Origin of the sequence: Anatilimnocola aquadivae (assembly GCF_049819085.1) — a bacterium.
GTDB lineage: Bacteria > Planctomycetota > Planctomycetia > Pirellulales > Pirellulaceae > Anatilimnocola.
Genome location: NZ_CP187419.1, coordinates 3,164,719 through 3,181,032 on the forward strand (window position 1 = coordinate 3,164,719; position 16,314 = coordinate 3,181,032).

At 57.7% G+C, this 16,314-nt stretch carries 11 protein-coding genes; 8 read left to right on the forward strand and 3 right to left on the reverse strand.

Features of this window, described 5'->3' with window-relative positions; genetic code table 11:
* Positions 1–81: 81 nt before the first annotated feature.
* The 6 genes from NA78x_RS12840 to NA78x_RS12865 all read left to right on the forward strand — a co-directional run bounded on the left by NA78x_RS12840 (position 82) and on the right by NA78x_RS12865 (position 8,991).
* On the forward strand, positions 82–3,564 hold the full coding sequence (locus NA78x_RS12840; RefSeq protein ID WP_425618853.1) for a DUF1553 domain-containing protein: 3,483 nt from the start codon (positions 82–84) through the stop codon (positions 3,562–3,564).
* 10 nt (positions 3,565–3,574) lie between these two features.
* Positions 3,575–5,044 carry a DUF1501 domain-containing protein gene (locus NA78x_RS12845; RefSeq protein WP_425618854.1) on the forward strand — a complete coding sequence of 490 codons (1,470 nt, stop codon included), beginning with the start codon at positions 3,575–3,577 and terminating at the stop codon, positions 5,042–5,044.
* 38 nt (positions 5,045–5,082) lie between these two features.
* Positions 5,083–5,490 (forward strand): hypothetical protein, encoded by a 408-nt coding sequence (locus tag NA78x_RS12850; RefSeq protein WP_425618855.1) that lies wholly within the window; start codon positions 5,083–5,085, stop codon positions 5,488–5,490.
* A 32-nt stretch (positions 5,491–5,522) separates the two neighbouring features.
* Positions 5,523–6,134 (forward strand): 3-keto-disaccharide hydrolase, encoded by a 612-nt coding sequence (locus NA78x_RS12855; RefSeq protein WP_425618856.1) that lies wholly within the window; start codon positions 5,523–5,525, stop codon positions 6,132–6,134.
* 290 nt (positions 6,135–6,424) lie between these two features.
* The gene (locus NA78x_RS12860) at positions 6,425–7,078 is read left to right on the forward strand and encodes a TlpA family protein disulfide reductase (protein WP_425618857.1); all 654 of its coding nucleotides are present in this window, start codon (positions 6,425–6,427) and stop codon (positions 7,076–7,078) included.
* Positions 7,075–8,991: an ATP-binding protein gene (locus NA78x_RS12865; protein WP_425618858.1), complete on the forward strand. Its 1,917-nt coding sequence runs from the start codon at positions 7,075–7,077 to the stop codon at positions 8,989–8,991. The genes NA78x_RS12860 and NA78x_RS12865 overlap by 4 nt, the downstream gene beginning before the upstream one ends.
* A gap of 10 nt (positions 8,992–9,001) precedes the next feature.
* Here NA78x_RS12865 and NA78x_RS12870 read toward each other — a convergent pair whose 3' ends face one another.
* Positions 9,002–9,883, reverse strand: a complete 882-nt coding sequence (locus NA78x_RS12870) for a phosphoribosylaminoimidazolesuccinocarboxamide synthase (protein ID WP_425618859.1) — start codon at positions 9,881–9,883, stop codon at positions 9,002–9,004.
* A 274-nt stretch (positions 9,884–10,157) separates the two neighbouring features.
* Between NA78x_RS12870 and NA78x_RS12875 the strand changes: the two genes are divergently transcribed.
* Together NA78x_RS12875 and NA78x_RS12880 are read left to right on the forward strand one after the other, a co-directional pair.
* Positions 10,158–11,642, forward strand: coding sequence for an endo-1,4-beta-xylanase (locus NA78x_RS12875; RefSeq protein WP_425618860.1), 1,485 nt, complete (start codon positions 10,158–10,160; stop codon positions 11,640–11,642).
* A 189-nt stretch (positions 11,643–11,831) separates the two neighbouring features.
* On the forward strand, positions 11,832–12,950 hold the full coding sequence (locus NA78x_RS12880; RefSeq protein WP_425618861.1) for a 3-keto-disaccharide hydrolase: 1,119 nt from the start codon (positions 11,832–11,834) through the stop codon (positions 12,948–12,950).
* 38 nt (positions 12,951–12,988) lie between these two features.
* Here NA78x_RS12880 and NA78x_RS12885 read toward each other — a convergent pair whose 3' ends face one another.
* Positions 12,989–13,474 carry a DUF1854 domain-containing protein gene (locus tag NA78x_RS12885; RefSeq protein ID WP_425618862.1) on the reverse strand — a complete coding sequence of 162 codons (486 nt, stop codon included), beginning with the start codon at positions 13,472–13,474 and terminating at the stop codon, positions 12,989–12,991.
* Positions 13,471–15,720: an ABC transporter ATP-binding protein gene (locus NA78x_RS12890; protein ID WP_425618863.1), complete on the reverse strand. Its 2,250-nt coding sequence runs from the start codon at positions 15,718–15,720 to the stop codon at positions 13,471–13,473. The genes NA78x_RS12885 and NA78x_RS12890 overlap by 4 nt, the downstream gene beginning before the upstream one ends.
* Between the last annotated feature and the right edge of the window lie 594 nt (positions 15,721–16,314).

Consider the following 16,314-nt stretch of genomic DNA (forward strand, 5'->3'; position numbering starts at 1 on the left):
TCTACAATGGGCGTCTACCGCAGTGTTACACCTGCGGCCCTACCCCGCCCGCGCATTCTCGCAGTTCGAGGCTCTCCACCGATGCTTCGTATTTGGCCTACCTTTCGCGTCTTGTCGCTGGTCTTACTGGCCACGACATTAACGCTGCTGTCATCCGCTCCAGCGGCCGACGTGACGAAGAAAATCGACTTCAATCGAGATATCAAACCGATCCTGTCGAACAAATGCTACTTCTGCCATGGGCCCGATGAGGCCGAGCGCAAAGGTGGTGTCGATGGCCTTCGTCTCGATACTCTCGAAGGTGCCCAGGCCGACCTCGGCGGTGATAATGCAGCCGTTGTTCCCGGCAAGCCTGAAAAGAGTGAGTTGATCAAGCGGGTTACGTCGACCGACAACGATCTGGTGATGCCGCCACACAATACCGGTAAGAAACTATCGCCACGGGAAGTCGAACTGCTGCAGCAGTGGATTCGCGAGGGAGCCGCCTATGCGACGCATTGGTCGTACGCTCCGCCTGTCTCCCCTCCACTGCCCTCTCTAAAAAATGCTGCGTGGCCAAAGAACGAGATCGATCACTTTCTCCTCTCTCGGCTGGAGCGAGAAGGTCTGCAACCCCAAGACGAAGCTGATCGGCACACCCTCATTCGCCGGCTGTCGCTCGACTTGACGGGACTGCCGCCGACACTGGCCGAGGTCGATGCGTTCGTGAAGGACAGCGATCCGCAAGCGTACGAGAAACTCGTCGATCGCTTGCTGCAGAAAGAAGCTTACGGCGAGCATTGGGCTCACCAATGGCTCGACTTGGCGCGGTATGCCGATTCAGCTGGCTATGCCGATGATCCAGCGCGCACCATTTGGCTCTATCGCGATTACGTCATTCGCTCGTTCAATGCCAACAAGCGCTTCGATCAATTCACCATCGAGCAGATCGCTGGCGACTTGCTTCCGAATCCGACCGACGACCAACTGACCGCGACAGCCTTCCATCGCAACACGCTCACCAACAACGAAGGTGGTACCAACGACGAAGAATTTCGCAATGTCGCCGTCGTCGATCGCGTGAACACGACGATGGCCGTGTGGATGGGAACGACCATCGCCTGCGCGCAGTGCCACACGCACAAATACGATCCGCTGTCGCAGAAGGAGTTCTTCAGCCTGTTTGCGATCTTCAACAACAGCGAGGACGCCGACCGCAAGGACGAATCGCCGTTGCTCTCGCGATACTCTCCCACACAAATCGAGAAGAAGAAGCAACTCGAAGGAGAGCTTGCGTCGTTAGAGAAATCGCTGCAAGCCATCACGCCGGAACTGGCCGCTGCCCAAACGAAGTGGGAGCAATCCTTCCCGCGTTCGTTGGAATGGCACACATTGCAGCCGACGAAGTTTGAATCGAAGATGGGGCTATCTGGAAAGATTGCCGAAGATGGCAGCGTGACAGTAGCGAAGGCTACAGACAACGATACCTACACGCTTGAGATTCCACTCGCTGCGGACAAGCTTCGTGCCCTGCGACTAGAAGCACTCACCGATGATCAACTGCCAGGCAAGGGGCCCGGCCATAGCAGCGGAAACTTTGTGATCAGCGGAGTGACTGCCGTGGTTGAACCACCGCAGAACAGTTCGCTGCAGGGCCGCTATGTGCGCGTGGAGATTCCCGGTAAGACCAAGATTCTGTCGCTGGCAGAGGTGCAGGTGTTTTCGGGCGCAGCAAACATTGCCACAGGCGGCGATTCTACCCAAAGCACGACCGACTACGAAGGGCCTGCCAAGTATGCCATCGATGGCAACACCAACGGAGACTTTCAAGGCAAAAGCGTCACGCACACCGCACAGTCGAACGATCCTTGGTGGGAAGTCGATCTGAAGGAGCTGCGCAGTGTTGATCGGATCGTGCTATGGAATCGAACGGATGGAATGGTTGGCAATCGGCTGGCTGATTTTCGGATCAGCCTGCTAGATGAGAAGCGAAATGTGGTTTGGGAGCAGAAGGTAACAAAGTCACCCAGCCCGAGCAGCGAGTACTCGTTATCGGGGCGACGGGCCCTCGAATTTGTGGCGGCTATTGCCGATTACTCGCAGTCTCAGTTTGAAGCCAGCAATCTCATCGGCAGTTCTGACCCGAAGAAGGGCTGGGCTGTTGGTGGTAAACCGGGCGAATCACACACGGTGACGCTCGTAGCGAAACAACCGTTGGAGGTTGCAGCCGGTAGTAAACTGATCGTAACAATCGAGCAGCAGTCCACGCACAAACAACACACTCTCGGCAAGTTCCGCCTGAGTGCCACTTCGTCCGATCAAGTGAAAGCCTGGGCGGAGACGCCGGCCGAAGTGCTGGCCGCTTTACAACCTGCAGCTGCGGACCGCTCCGCCGATCAAAAGGCTACGATCGAAAAGCACTTTCTCAGTATCGCGCCGGAATTGAAGGATGCTCGCACAAAGCAGGCAGCGCTCAAGAAGCAGGTCGCCGATCTTAAGCCAGATACCGTACCGATCATGAAGGAAATGGCTGGCAAGGGGCGCGTGACGCGCTTGCAGCATCGTGGCAACTATCTCGACCTGGGCGACGAAGTTCAGCCTGGCAGCCCGGCGATTTTCCCTCCACTTCGCAAGGACATGCCGCACCGTTTGGCGCTGGCACATTGGCTGGTCGACGATGCAAACCCTCTCACGGCTCGCGTCGTCGCCAATCGCTACTGGGAGCAGATCTTTGGCACCGGCATTGTTTCCACGAGCGAGGAGTTTGGCTCGCAGGGTGAACTGCCGGTTCATCCCGAGTTGCTCGATTGGCTGGCAACAGACCTGGTGAAGTCAAAATGGGACCTAAAGGCATTCGTGAAAAAGTTGGTCACTTCGGCCGCCTATCGCCAATCGTCGCGAGTTACGCCTGAACTGCAACAGCGCGACCCGGAAAATCGCCTTCTCGCACGGGGGCCACGATTTCGCCTGTCGGCGGAAATGGTCCGCGATCAAACATTAGCCATCAGTGGCCTACTCAGTCCCAAAATGTTTGGCCCGCCGGTGAAGCCGATGCAGCCTTCGATGGGGCTAAGTGCCGCCTTCGGCAGCGGCATCGATTGGCAGACCAGCGACGGCCCCGATCGCTACCGCCGTGCGCTCTACACCACCTGGCGTCGTTCGAATCCGTATCCTTCGATGGCGACATTCGATGCACCGAATCGCGAAGTATGCACGGTCCGCCGTGTACGAACGAACACACCGCTTCAAGCGCTCGTCACATTGAACGATCCGGTTTACGTCGAAGCGGCTCAGGCTTTGGCGCGCAAGATGGTCGCTGAGGGAGGCGTGACACCTGCTGACCGAGTCAGCTTCGCCTTCAAGTTGTGTCTGGCCCGTCCGCCCCATGCCGACGAACAAGAGCGGTTGGTTCAACTTTACCAGCGTTCGCTCGCGAAGTTCGAGACTCAGCCCGATGCCGCCCGCCGCTTGGCAACTGAACCCATCGGCCCGCTGCCGAAGGATTTGTCCGCACCAGAACTGGCTGCCTGGACGGTCGTTGGCAATGTGCTGCTCAACTTAGACGAAGCGCTGATGAAGCGATAAGGAACGAATTATGAATCCCGGATTGAATCGCATTCTCGCTCAAACCCGTCGACACTTTCTCCAGCAATCCGGCGTTGGCCTGGGTTCGATCGCACTCGCTGGCTTGTTGCAGCAAGGTGGCCATGCCGCCCCTAGCGATACAAATCAGGCAGTCGCCGAGATCAATCCGCTCACGCCCAAGTTGCCTCACTTTGCGGCGAAGGCGAAGCGAGTGATCTACTTGCACCTGACCGGTTCGCCACCTCACCTGGACATGTACGACTACAAGCCTGAACTCGTCAAACGCGATGGTCAGGCTTGCCCTGACGAGTTCGTAAAAGGCAAGCGGTTTGCATTTACCTCGGGCGTGCCGAAGCTAATGGGGACTCCCCGTAAATTTGCTCAGCATGGCAACGGTGGTGTGTGGCTTTCGGACGCAGTGCCAAATTTTCATGGTATTGCCGCTGAGATGTGCGTCATCAAGAGCATGTTCACGGAACAGTTCAACCATGCGCCCGCCGAGTTGCTACTTTACACCGGTTCGCCTCGTTCCGGTCGCCCCTCGTTTGGCACTTGGGTCACGTACGGCCTGGGCAGCGAGAACGAGAATCTGCCCGGCTTCGTCGTGCTCATCTCCAGCGGCGTGCAGCCCAATGGTGGCAAGAATTCGTTCGGCAGCGGCTTCTTACCCTCGGTGTATCAGGGGGTACAGTGCCGCTCGAAGGGAGATCCCGTCCTCTATGCTTCCGACCCCGCGGGCATGGATCGCGAACTCCGGCGCGATACGCTCGATGCCCTGCGCGATCTGAACGAGATGCAGGCGCGCGAACTGGGCCATCCAGAAACGGCGACTCGCATTGCTCAGTATGAACTGGCCTTCCGCATGCAGACTGCGGTGCCGGAAGTGATGGACATCAACCGTGAAAGTAAAGAAACCCTCGAAGCCTACGGTGCCCAACCCGGCGGCGCGAGCTTTGCCAACAACTGTTTGCTCGCCCGTCGACTGGTGGAGCAAGGCGTGCGTTACGTGCAGTTGTTCGACTGGGGCTGGGATTTTCACGGCACTGGGCCCGGCGAAAGCATCGGCGATGGGCTCACAAAAAAGTGCGCGACGATGGACAAGCCTGTCGCTGCGCTAATCAAGGACTTGAAGCAGCGAGGCCTGTTGCAAGACACGCTCATCGTTTGCGGTGGCGAGTTTGGGCGCACGCCCTTCCGCGAAGGTCGTACTGCTGGCGGCCCGAATTTGGGGCGCGATCACTTTCCCGATTGCTACAGCATGTGGATGGCTGGCGGCGGCGTGAAAGGTGGCTACTCGCACGGCGAATCGGACGAACTGGGCTTCTCGATTGCGAAAGACAAAGTACACGTACATGATCTGCAAGCGACGATGCTTCACTTGCTCGGCTTCGACCACACTCGCCTAGTGTATCGCTTTCAGGGCCGCGACTATCGTCTGACCGACGTTCACGGGCAGGTGGTGAAGCAAATCATTACCTGATCATTCCATTCATCTTGGTAGCAACTCGAGCGTGCATCATGGCGAAGAAGAAAAAGGTCGTGAAGAAGACTCCGCCGACGAAGCCCAGCAACAAGGCGAAACTAGCGACCAAAAAACAGACTTCGAAACCTACCAAGCAAAAGGTCGCTAAGAAGTCGGTAGCCAAAGCACCGTCACTGGGCCGACCGCTCGTCACTGCGGAAGAAAAACTCTACCTGCTGTTCAAGGAAGACTACGAAGCTCGGCAGGTGTTCGAGTTTTTGCGGGTCGACTCGGTTGGTGACCTGGAAAAACTCTCCGCCGAAGAGATCATTCGTGTGCTGACCGCGCCCGTTCGCCGCACCGTCTATCGAATTCGTGAGCGTCTGGCAGAAAAGAACCGTTCGCTGCAAGGCGACATCGAATTTGCTTTGCAGCATCGCGAGCGCAAGAACCCAGCGACCTAGTTCCCTCACCCCTCTCCTGGATCTAGCCCACCATGCGTTCTCACCTGCTAGTTGCCGTCGTCTTTGGTTGCTTCACTTCTCTCGTCGTTGCAGCCGACAAACTTACCGAAGAGGAAGCGAAAGCTGGATTTGTCTCGCTGTTCAATGGACAGGATCTGACGAACTGGCGCTTTGGGGAGGAATCGCCGCCGAAGGAGATGCCCGCGAATTGGAGGGTGGAAGAAGGCGTCATCAAAGTGACCGGTGGTGGTAGCCCGCATTTGGCGTCGGCCAAAGAGTTCACCGATTTCGAGTTTCGCTTTGAGTGGCGCGGAATGAAGTCCAAGTACAACAGTGGCTTCTTTTTTCGCTCAGGCAAGAAAGTGGGCGCGAATCAGATCAACCTTGCCAGCGGCAGTGAAGGGAATTTCATCAATGGCAAGTTGATGGGACCGAAGCCAGTGCCGAAGATGCAAAAGCCCTCCGGTGAATGGAACGAGTGGCGGCTGCGCTGTGTGGGTGACAAAGTCACCTTTCATTGCAACGGCGAGCTTGCCTGGGAAGGGAGCGGACTGGCTACCAAGAGCGGCTATCTTGGTTTGCAGGCCGAAGGGGCTCCGCTGGAGTTTCGCAACCTACGGATTCTGGAAATCAAAACGCCGTAGTTGCCCACCACGACTTGAGCCCTAAACTTGCTGACCACTCTTGTCAGGGCGGCCGCTTCTACCCGACAGCGAATCCGTTTGTACCGCTTGTACCGCTTGTACCGCTCGTTTGCCGAATTTGGTGCGCGCTGCCTGCATTCGATTCTGAATCGACCCCCGGCGGTAACCTACGCTTTTATGGGGCAGAATTGAAGCAGTGCCGACGCGCGCGGAGTGATCCGCGCCTGCGCACGGACGCTGCTGCAGTTGTGCCGTGAATGTTCCGGATTTCACGGTTACCGAGTGGTGTGATGAATCGCGTTTTGACCTGGTGCCTCTTGCTGAGCGGCGAAGCAGCGCTTGCTGCGCTCGTGGCGGCGACATTCTGGTACCAGGACTGGCAATACTCTTTGCCGACGCCTCGTCCTGCCGCGCTCGTTCAGCCTGCGCTGGGTGAAACGATCGAATTGCCTGAACTGGCAACCAGCTTCCCAGATACTAGCGATGAGCAACGGCCCACGTTGCTCCACTTCTTCAATCCCAGCTGCCCTTGCTCGCGGTTTAACTTGCTGCACCTGCGCGAACTGATCCATCAGTTTCAAGGTCAGGTGAACGTGATTGCGGTCCTGCAAGCCACGGACGAAGCATCTGCTCTGGCAGAGTTCCAGCAGTTGGCGATCCCTTGCCTCGCCGTGGCCGACAAACAAAGCAAACTGGCGCACCGCTTCGGTGTCTACTCGACTCCGCAGGCGGTGATTCTGGATGGAAGCGACAAGCTCTACTATCGGGGCAACTACAATCGCAGCCGCTATTGCACCGAGCCAGAAAGTGAGTTCGTGCGTATCGCGCTCGTGGCTTGTCTGGCAAAGGAACCACTGCCGGTGTTCTCGGCAGATGCGGCCATTGCACAAGGGTGTGCATTGCCGGCTGACCTGGTGCTGAAGCAGGAGGCTCTTGCACCATGATCTCCACATCGGTTCCTACCGAAGTGATTGGTTACGACCAACCGGTCGTCCTGAGCAAGGACGAAATCGAGCGGGCGCTCAGCGAACATCGCGCGCTTGGTCATCGCCTGATTACTCAGTTCTTGCTGCTGCATCTAGTCATTGCCTTGGCCCTCGGCTTTGTCTATCAAACTTGGCTCGTGACGCTGACGGTTTCTGCCGCTGGCTTGGCGATGTATTTGCTGAGCGCCAAGTTGTCGCCGCAATCGTTTTTCACTCGCTGCATGGCCGGCGTTGCACTGCAGGTCTTCGTGGCTTTGCACATTTACCAGATGCACGGCATGCCCGAGATGCATTTCTTCTTCTTCACGGCCTTCACCGTGATGATTGCCTATTGCGACTGGAAGGCCATGTGGCCAGGCGCTCTGCTCATCATTGGTCAGCACATCCTGTTCGCCGTGCTGACGAACTCGGGTGTGAACATGTACTTCTTCCCCGAGACATTTGTCAGCTTCACTCAGCTGTTCTTTCACTTTGGCATCGCACTCGCGCATGTGGGCGTCTGCGGAACCTGGGCGGGCATTCGTCAGAATCAAATCTTGCAAGATGCTCGCCAGCGACGGGTGCTGCGGCGCTCGTTCGAGACGGCAGCGGTTGCGGGAGCGAGGCTCGAAGAGCAGTCGATTCAATTGCAACTGCGCAACGAAGAACTGTACGAAGCGCGCAAGCGAGCTGAATCGGCAACTCGGGCGAAGAGCGAGTTTCTGGCCAACATGAGCCACGAAATCCGCACGCCGATGACCGCGATCCTCGGCTATTGTGATTTGCTGTTGAGCGAAGCTGAAACGGACGAGCCTTTGCAGCGGCATTGCAGCTCGCTGCAAACCATTCGACGGAATGGTGACTTCCTGCTGGGACTGGTGAACGACATTCTCGATCTCTCGAAGATCGAAGCGGGCAAGCTGGAAGTTGAACACATTCCCTGTTCAGTGGAGAATTTGCTGGCCGACCTCGTCGCGCTCTTTCGCGTGCGGGCAGAGGCCAAGGGGCTGCAGTTTACGGCGCGCATCACTGGCCATGTGCCTCCGCAGATCGAATCAGATCCAATTCGTATTCGTCAGATTCTGCTGAATCTGGTCAGCAATGCGATCAAGTTCACGGAAACCGGAAGTGTGAGCATCGTCGTCCGGGTGCTCATGCAAGCGACGCCCAAATTGCAGTTTGAAGTCGCCGATACGGGTATCGGCATTCCAGCCGACCTCGCTGTCCGACTCTTCAATCCGTTCACGCAGGCCGACGCTTCGACTACACGCAAGTTTGGTGGTACCGGGTTGGGCTTATCGATCAGCAGGCGCCTGGCACAGATGCTTAAGGGAGATATCACCGTTGAGAGTCAGCCAGGGCGAGGAAGTCGCTTTTGCCTGACGCTGGACCTGGACAAAGCAGTTGTCGCTCAAGTACCGGTCGGTGGTGAAGAGACCACCAGTCGTGCTCCCCAGAGCCCCGTTGTGCAGAATAAGGTGCAGTTGCCCGGGAATACGCACGTGTTGCTGGTTGAAGATGGCCCCGACAATCAGCGTTTGATCTCACATGTATTGAAGAAGGCCGGCGCAACGGTGGCACTGGCTGAGAATGGCGAGCAAGGCGTACGAGTCGCGCTAGCGGCCAGCGATCGGGGCGAAGCCTTCGATGTCATTCTGATGGACATGCAGATGCCGGTTCTTGATGGCTACGCGGCGACGTCACGGCTGCGAAAAATCGGCTACTTACAACCCATCATTGCACTTACGGCCCATGCCATGGCCGGCGATCGTCAGAAGTGTCTGGCCGCTGGCTGTGACGACTATCTGCAAAAGCCGATCGATCGCGATCAGCTCGTGCAATTGATTCGGCGCTATGTGCAACAGAGTGAAGCGGCCACACACTACGCGTAGCTGACGTTGGCTACAGCGAATTGCCAGACAGACGTTCCAGCGCCTCGAGGTATTTACCGCGAGTGTGCGCAACAACCTCGTCGGGCAAGCTTGGCGGCGGGCTGTTCTTGTCCCAGCCACTTTCCTCCAGCCATTCTCGCACGAATTGCTTGTCGTACGACGGCTGAGCTTTGCCCGGCTCGTAGTGATCGGCAGGCCAGAAGCGACTGCTATCGGGTGTGAGGACTTCATCGCACAAAATGAGTTCCCCTTCGTGCCAACCCCATTCCAACTTGGTATCGGCAATGATCACGCCGTGCGCGAGTGCGTGCTTCGCTGCCCGCACGTACACGTCGATGCTGAGATCCTTGAGCTTTTGAGCCGTTTCGTGGCCGATGAGATCGACCATTTGCGGAAATGTAATGTTGATGTCGTGACCGCTTTCTTCCTTGGTTGCGGGCGTGAAGATTGGCTGTGGTAGACGATCGCACTGCCGTAGTCCGGCGGGCAATTGCACGCCGCACACCGCTTGGTTCTGGCGGTATTCCTTCCAGCCCGAACCTTCCAGGTAGCCGCGCACCACGCACTCGATGGGGACGATGTTCGCCTTGCGGCAGATCATCGACCGACCTCGCAGCGGCGCACGATCAACGCCTGCAGGAAGCGACAGTTGATCAACATCCAACGAGAGAAGGTGATGCGGCACTTTCAGCAAATCGAACCAAAAGGCGCTCAACTTCGTGAGAATCCGGCCCTTGTCGGGAATGCCATTGGGCATCACCCAGTCGAAGGCGCTAATGCGGTCCGACGCAACCAGCAGCAGTTGCTCGCCGAGGTCGAATACGTCGCGCACTTTGCCGCGGCGAACCGCAAGGCCGGGGATCTCGGTTTGAAGTACGGGTGCCGTTGTCATGGGAGGCAATACGTTGCAGGTGAGATAAGGTCGGGAACTAATGATTCGCACTACAGCTTCGGCAATTACCACTGCCTGTCAACGACGGTCTGCGAAGGCCGCAGGTTACCGCCAAACGTGCAGCGGCGCGCGGTTGGCATGACGCGAACGGTCACTTCGGTTGCTCCGCCGAATCAGTTAAGATAGACTCCCCACGGGTGCGAGGCGAGGACCGATGTGCAACGCTACCGCCCTCTCATTTTGTCGTCTTGCGCTCGGGAAGTTCGATCAGCCAATGGGTCAGTTGCGATTTACCGTTCCCGCTCCCGAGCGACTCGCAGCACATGGCCGCGAATTGGCATTCGTTGCCGGTGCCGATGGCATTCCTTGGGAAGGTCGGGCTCGGCTCGACGGCCATCTGCTCACGATCGATCGAGATCAGCGCGAATCGGGCTGGACCTATGTCGCCTGGCACGTTCACAAGCGGGGAGTGCAGATGCTCTGCACGGGCAGCTTGATGGAACGGCAGCAGCCCTATCTGTTGCCGATTGAACTGGCTCGCGGCACGATTACTCGCTTGCGGAATCAATCGGCTGCCTGGCAACAAGCCGGCATGACCCTGCCAGACAACTACACAGCCTCGGTGAAGTTGGCGACAAAAAAGCTGGTCGCCGCGCTAACCGATCGTACTTCCCAAGCCGCGTCGCTCAAGTTTGCTGACGATAGCCTGCAGCATGGCTTGGATGCGGCCGATCATTTGGCACACGCCTACACTCAGCAGGTTTTGGAAATTCGCCGCGGCCAGCATTCGGTTCTGCCGACCCTGTTGGGCGCTCGGCTCGAACGGGCGCCAGCCAAGGAGATTGCCGACGATCTGGCTGCTGCCTGCAACACCTCGTTGATATCGCCGCGCTGGCCCATCGTCGAGCCCGAAGCGGGTGAAATCGAATGGCAGACCACGGACGCCGCAGTGCACTGGGCGCGCGAGCGTGGCCAACGGATCTGCCTCGGTCCGCTGGTGCAACTCGATCGTCCCAGTTTGCCCGATTGGCTGTTCTTGATGGCCGACGGATTTGAAGAAGTGCTGGAATACACCCTGCAGCATGTCGAACGTGTCGTGCAGCGGTATAAGGGCAAGGTTCACCTGTGGCATGTAGCCGCGCGCATGAACCTGCCGGCCGGCATCGAGATGGATGAAGAGCAGCGGCTGAAGTTGACCGTTGAGGCGGTCGACCGTGTTCGCACGCTCGATGGTAAGACACCGATGATCGTCAGCTTCGATCGTCCTTGGGCAGAGTACATTGCCGCCGAAGATCAAGAGCTTACGCCGCTGCACTTTGCCGATACGCTGGTACGCGGCGGCCTTGGTCTCGCGGGCATTGGGCTCGAATTGAATCTCGGCTACTGGCCCGGCGGCAGTGTGATGCGCGACCCGCTCGAAATCAGTCGGCTGGTTGATCGTTGGAGCCAACTGGGCGTGCCGCTCGTACTTCAGATTACCATGCCCAGCCAGGACACGCCTGATCCGCTGGCTCGGCATCACGACAAACCACACTACTGCCAGCCCTTCTCGCCGTTCACACCCACCGAGCAAGCGGCCGTCATGAATCGCCTCGGGACTCTGTTGCTGGCCAAGCAGCCTGTGCAGGCCCTGTTTTGGAATCAAGTGCGAGACGACGTGCCCCACGACTACCCACTCGGCGGCCTCGTCGATATGGGGGGCAAGTTGAAGCCGGTCGTCAGTGTGCTGGCGAAGTTACGGGCCGAACTGCTCAGCTGAGCGAATGGCCGCGACGCGGAAGGATCGTAGCGATTGTGCCGCACTTGCGGTGGCAAACGCGCCGGCCGATGAGGCAGTTCATTGGTGATTGCCGCGAGGATGCGGACCCTGCAAACTACATTTGCAGAACGCGATCAAGGCCGATCGGCAAGCAGAGTTGGTAGCGGAAAGCATCTAGATCAACCTTGAATGACAACACTGAATCGGGAGTTAGCTGCTATGGGGCGGATGGCGACGAAACGAAACTTCGCGGCGATCATCTCGATCGGCCTGTGCGCATTGGTCGCGGTGGCTTCCGCCGCTGATTCGCCAAAGGACAAAGCCAAGAAGACCTTCCTGGATGTGACTGAAGCCGGTCTCGACTATGCCTTGCAAGGTGAACTGGTTGGTACTATTCGCACGCCCGCTTGGGGCTATGTGAACAGCGGCCTGCAAGTGATCTCGAATGGCGACGGCAAATTCGATGCGGTCTTGTTCCGCGGTGGCTTACCCGGTGCAGGCTGGGACCGCACCAACAAGCTGAAACTCAGCGGCACGAGCAACGAACAGAAGATTCTGTGGCTCGAAAACGACGACGTGAAAATTGCCGTCACCAGTGGCAATGCCACCGTCTTCGATGCCTATGGCAATAACGCGGGCTCGTTCCGCAAGACGGTGCGCATCAGTCCCACCATGGGAGCTGCACCTCCGCCTGGCGCAGTGGTGCTCTTCAATGGTCAACCGACTGAAGAGTTGAAAGGTGCGAAGCTGACAAAAGACAATCTGCTGCTCGCGGGCACGCTAACCAAGATGCCCGTCGGTGATTTTCGCATGCACATCGAGTTTCGCTCACCCTTTATGCCTTATGCCAAGGGGCAGGCCCGCGGCAACAGTGGCGTCTACATCCAGCAGCGGTACGAAGTGCAGATTCTCGATTCCTTCGGCCTCGAAGGGATCGAAAACGAATGTGGCGGTCTCTATCGGCAGCAACGTCCTGAATTGAACATGTGCCTGCCGCCGCTCACCTGGCAAACCTACGACATCTACTTCTCACAGCCTCGCTGGTCGCCCGAAGACAGCAAAAAGAAGATCCAAAATGCCCATATCACCGTGCTGCACAATGGCGTGCCTATTCACTGGCACCGCGATATCAAGGCCAAGACGGGTGGTGGAAAAGTCGAAGCTCCCGAGCACTTCCCGATCAACCTGCAAGATCACGGCAACCCAGTGACCTTCCGCAATATCTGGATCGTTCCCGATCAGGGGGACACGCTTCCTACCGCCACAGTCTATCAAAGCAGCTGCTGCGGACGCCGACGCTGCCGGTAATGCCTCGCGGCCTGAAGTCCCAATGAAACCATTGGGACTTACGCGTATTCTTCCATGATCCGCCGGCTGTAGCTATCGAGCTTGCGGAAATCAGGTACCAGGTAACGCATGCCGATGGCATCGACGATTAGTAATTTGCCCGGCCCGAGGCTGCGGATGTCTTCTTCGCTTTTGAGGACGAACCGCGTGGGACCGCGATCGGTCTGCACGTGCCATTCACTGGGTTCTGTGTCGCTGCTGCAGTGAGTTACCTGCTCGATGACCGGCAGAAATTCACGGTCGGCGAGTTCGCCTTCTAGCGTCTCGCGAAGACTCTTAGGCAGGGTGAGCAAATCTTCGATCAAAAGCACTTCCACATTGCCAGGACCGACTAGCGAAATCCAATGATCGCGGTCCGAGAAGGGAAACAAGCGGAGCGGAATAATGCCCACGTGCCGCGCACCCGAGGAATCGATCAACGTTAATTGACCAAAAGAGTCGCGACTGAGGCTGAACAGGTTCTGGGATTGATGCTCGTTTTTCATGGCGAGACAACTCCCTGCGTCAGTTCGTACTGCGCTTGATGCAGTTTGGCGTAAGCACCATTGCGGTCGAGCAATTCGCCGTGACCGCCCACTTCCATCACGCGACCTTGTTCCATGACCACGATGCGGCTGGCGTTGCGCAGTGTGCTCAGGCGGTGGGCGATGGCAATCGTCGTGCGTCCCTTGGTAAGCACGTCGAGTGCTTCCTGGATTTCGCGTTCGGTTTCGGTATCAACCGAAGAAGTTGCCTCGTCCAAGATCAAAATCCGAGGATCGGTCAACAACGCGCGCGCAATCGAGATGCGCTGACGTTCACCGCCCGAGAGCGACTGCCCGCGCTCGCCGACAATCGAGTCGTAGCCATCGGGCAAACGCAGGATAAAGTCGTGAGCCTTAGCGGCTTTCGCGGCGGCAATGATCTGCGCTCGGGTGGCTTCCGGCTTGGCATAAGCGATGTTCTCGGCAATCGAGCCAAAGAACAAAAACGGTTCTTGCAGCACGATGCCGATGTTGCGGCGGTATTCCTCAACGGGGAATGACCGAATATCGACGCCATCGACCAGGATCGCTCCCGAGGCTACGTCGTAGAAGCGACAGACTAGATTGACGAGCGTACTCTTACCCGCGCCGCTCGCGCCGACGAGGCCGATCATTTCGCCCGGTTCGATCGACAAGTTAACGTCGTTAATTACCTGGCGACTACCGTAAGAGAAGCGAATATCACGGATCTCGATTTTGCCTTCGACGCGGCCGGGCGAGATTGGCTTTACCGGCTCGGCGACGCTGGGGATGCGATCAAGGATTTCGAAGATACGGTGCGATGCTGCCGCCGCTCGCTGCGAATTCGAGAACATCCGGCTCATGGCATCGAGGCGGGTATAGAAGCGGCCGATATAGGCGAGGAAGCCGATGAGCACGCCCGTTCTCAACTGGCCCTGCGAGATTTGATAAACGCCAAAAGCCCAGACCACGAGAATGCCCGCGTCGGTCAGCAGGCTGACAACGGGCCCAAAAAAGGCCCAAACGCGATTCACGCGGTCATTCGATTCCAAGACGTGATCGTTGGCTGTGCGAAACCGCTCAACCTCGCGTTGTTCCTGGGCGAAAGCCTTGACGACGCGAATGCCGGGAATGGTGTCCGAGAGGACGCTGATCATGTTCGACCAGGTGCGGTTTTCTTGGTTGAAACCATGCCGCATCTGCTTGCGGACTTTTTGAATCAAGTAGGCGATGATCGGAAACGGCACAAGCGTGACCAGTGCCAGCTTGACATCGGTCGAGAACAAAATGATCGAGGTGCCAATGATCATCAGCAAGTCGCTGGCGAACTCGAGCAGATAGATCGAAAGAAACGTGCAGATCTTGTCGGTGTCGCTGCCGACGCGCGAGATCAGATCGCCGGTACGCTTGCCGCCGAAGAACTCGAGCGACAACTTTTGCAGATGCGAGTACATCGCATTGCGAAGATCCGCAGCAATGCGGGAACTGAGGCGGGCGACGATCCAGGTTTTGGCCCAGCCTAGCAACCACGCGAGGAGTGCGGCAATCAGCAAGCCGGAGAGATACCAAACCACCAGGCTTTGCTCTGGCTTTTCGCCCCGGGCGTAGGGCGTTAGCACATCGTCAACCAGCGGCATCGTCAGGTACGGAGGAATCAGCGTCGCGGCCGTGGCGGCGATCGTCAAAACCAGGCCCGCGGCCAGCATCCCTCCCCGCCGCCGAGCAAATGGTAATAAGCGGAGCAGCGACTTCGATGGAGGCAGCTGTGCCATTGGTGCACAGTTCACGCAGGTCACATCTTCGGGACCGAGCGTCGTTCCACATGACGGGCAAACCGTCACCGTGTCTTTGTCTGCCAGGTTTTCGTTGCGCAAAGCTGCGGCAACCCGCTGGGCGAAGCGATGTGCGGCGGTCGTGTGGCGCGACGTGAATCGCCAAATTCCCAAGCGGGCCGTGGAACTTGTCAGATCAAGCATCCCCAGGCCGAACTGGTCGCGGCAACTGATGGATTGCAGTTCGTCCCGGTACCAAGCCAGCGGATCTGCATCCACGGCCGCAGCGGGAATCGCCAGGAATCGGCGTTCGGTGAAAGCCAGTAAAGTCTTACCGTAGTGCAACTTAGCGTCGAGATCGACTTCCAGCCAACAGATCAGTGTTTCGCCTGAAAGGAGCGCAGCACTGAGTTTGGGCCCCCATTCGGGCGGAATGGCGGTGGACGTTGTCGAGGGAGGTAGAGGTTCGATCACAGGCCGGCGAGAAGAGCAACTCAGGCGGGAAACGATAAACTTCGCAGAAAATCTTCGGTTACGCGGTAACGAGGCGCAACGTGCTCTCCATATCTTACTTCAGAGAGCTTATTCGACGATGGAATGCGCGTTTGAATTGGTTAGCTAAATCTTAGGAATCCTGCCCCGATTCAGCTAGCCGAATCCTTATCAACGAGCATAATAATCGTCACAATTGCCGGTGTTAAACCGGGGAAGAAGAGAAGTCTGGTGCGGATGGCGAGGGACGTCGCCAAGGGCGTCGCGGGTGTCTGGCGAATGTTTGGGTGATCTGGGGTGTTTAGCCTGGGCTCAAATCGATTCTGCGGGACATTGCGGCGCATCAGGATTTCTTCTTCGATGCGGAGCGTTTGATAGGTGCTGAAAGTAGCTGCACTCGTGCGTGGTTGAGTGCCATAGTCAGCGCCGAAATCAATCGACTTATTTGATGCATCGCCGCGCCATATCGCCTGTTCCCACAGTGTTGCCCTGCAACACGGTGCCAGGGTACGCCTTGCTCCTGTCGAACCTGCAGCAAAGATTCGAGCGGGCTATAACCCTGCGCCCAACCTGTCG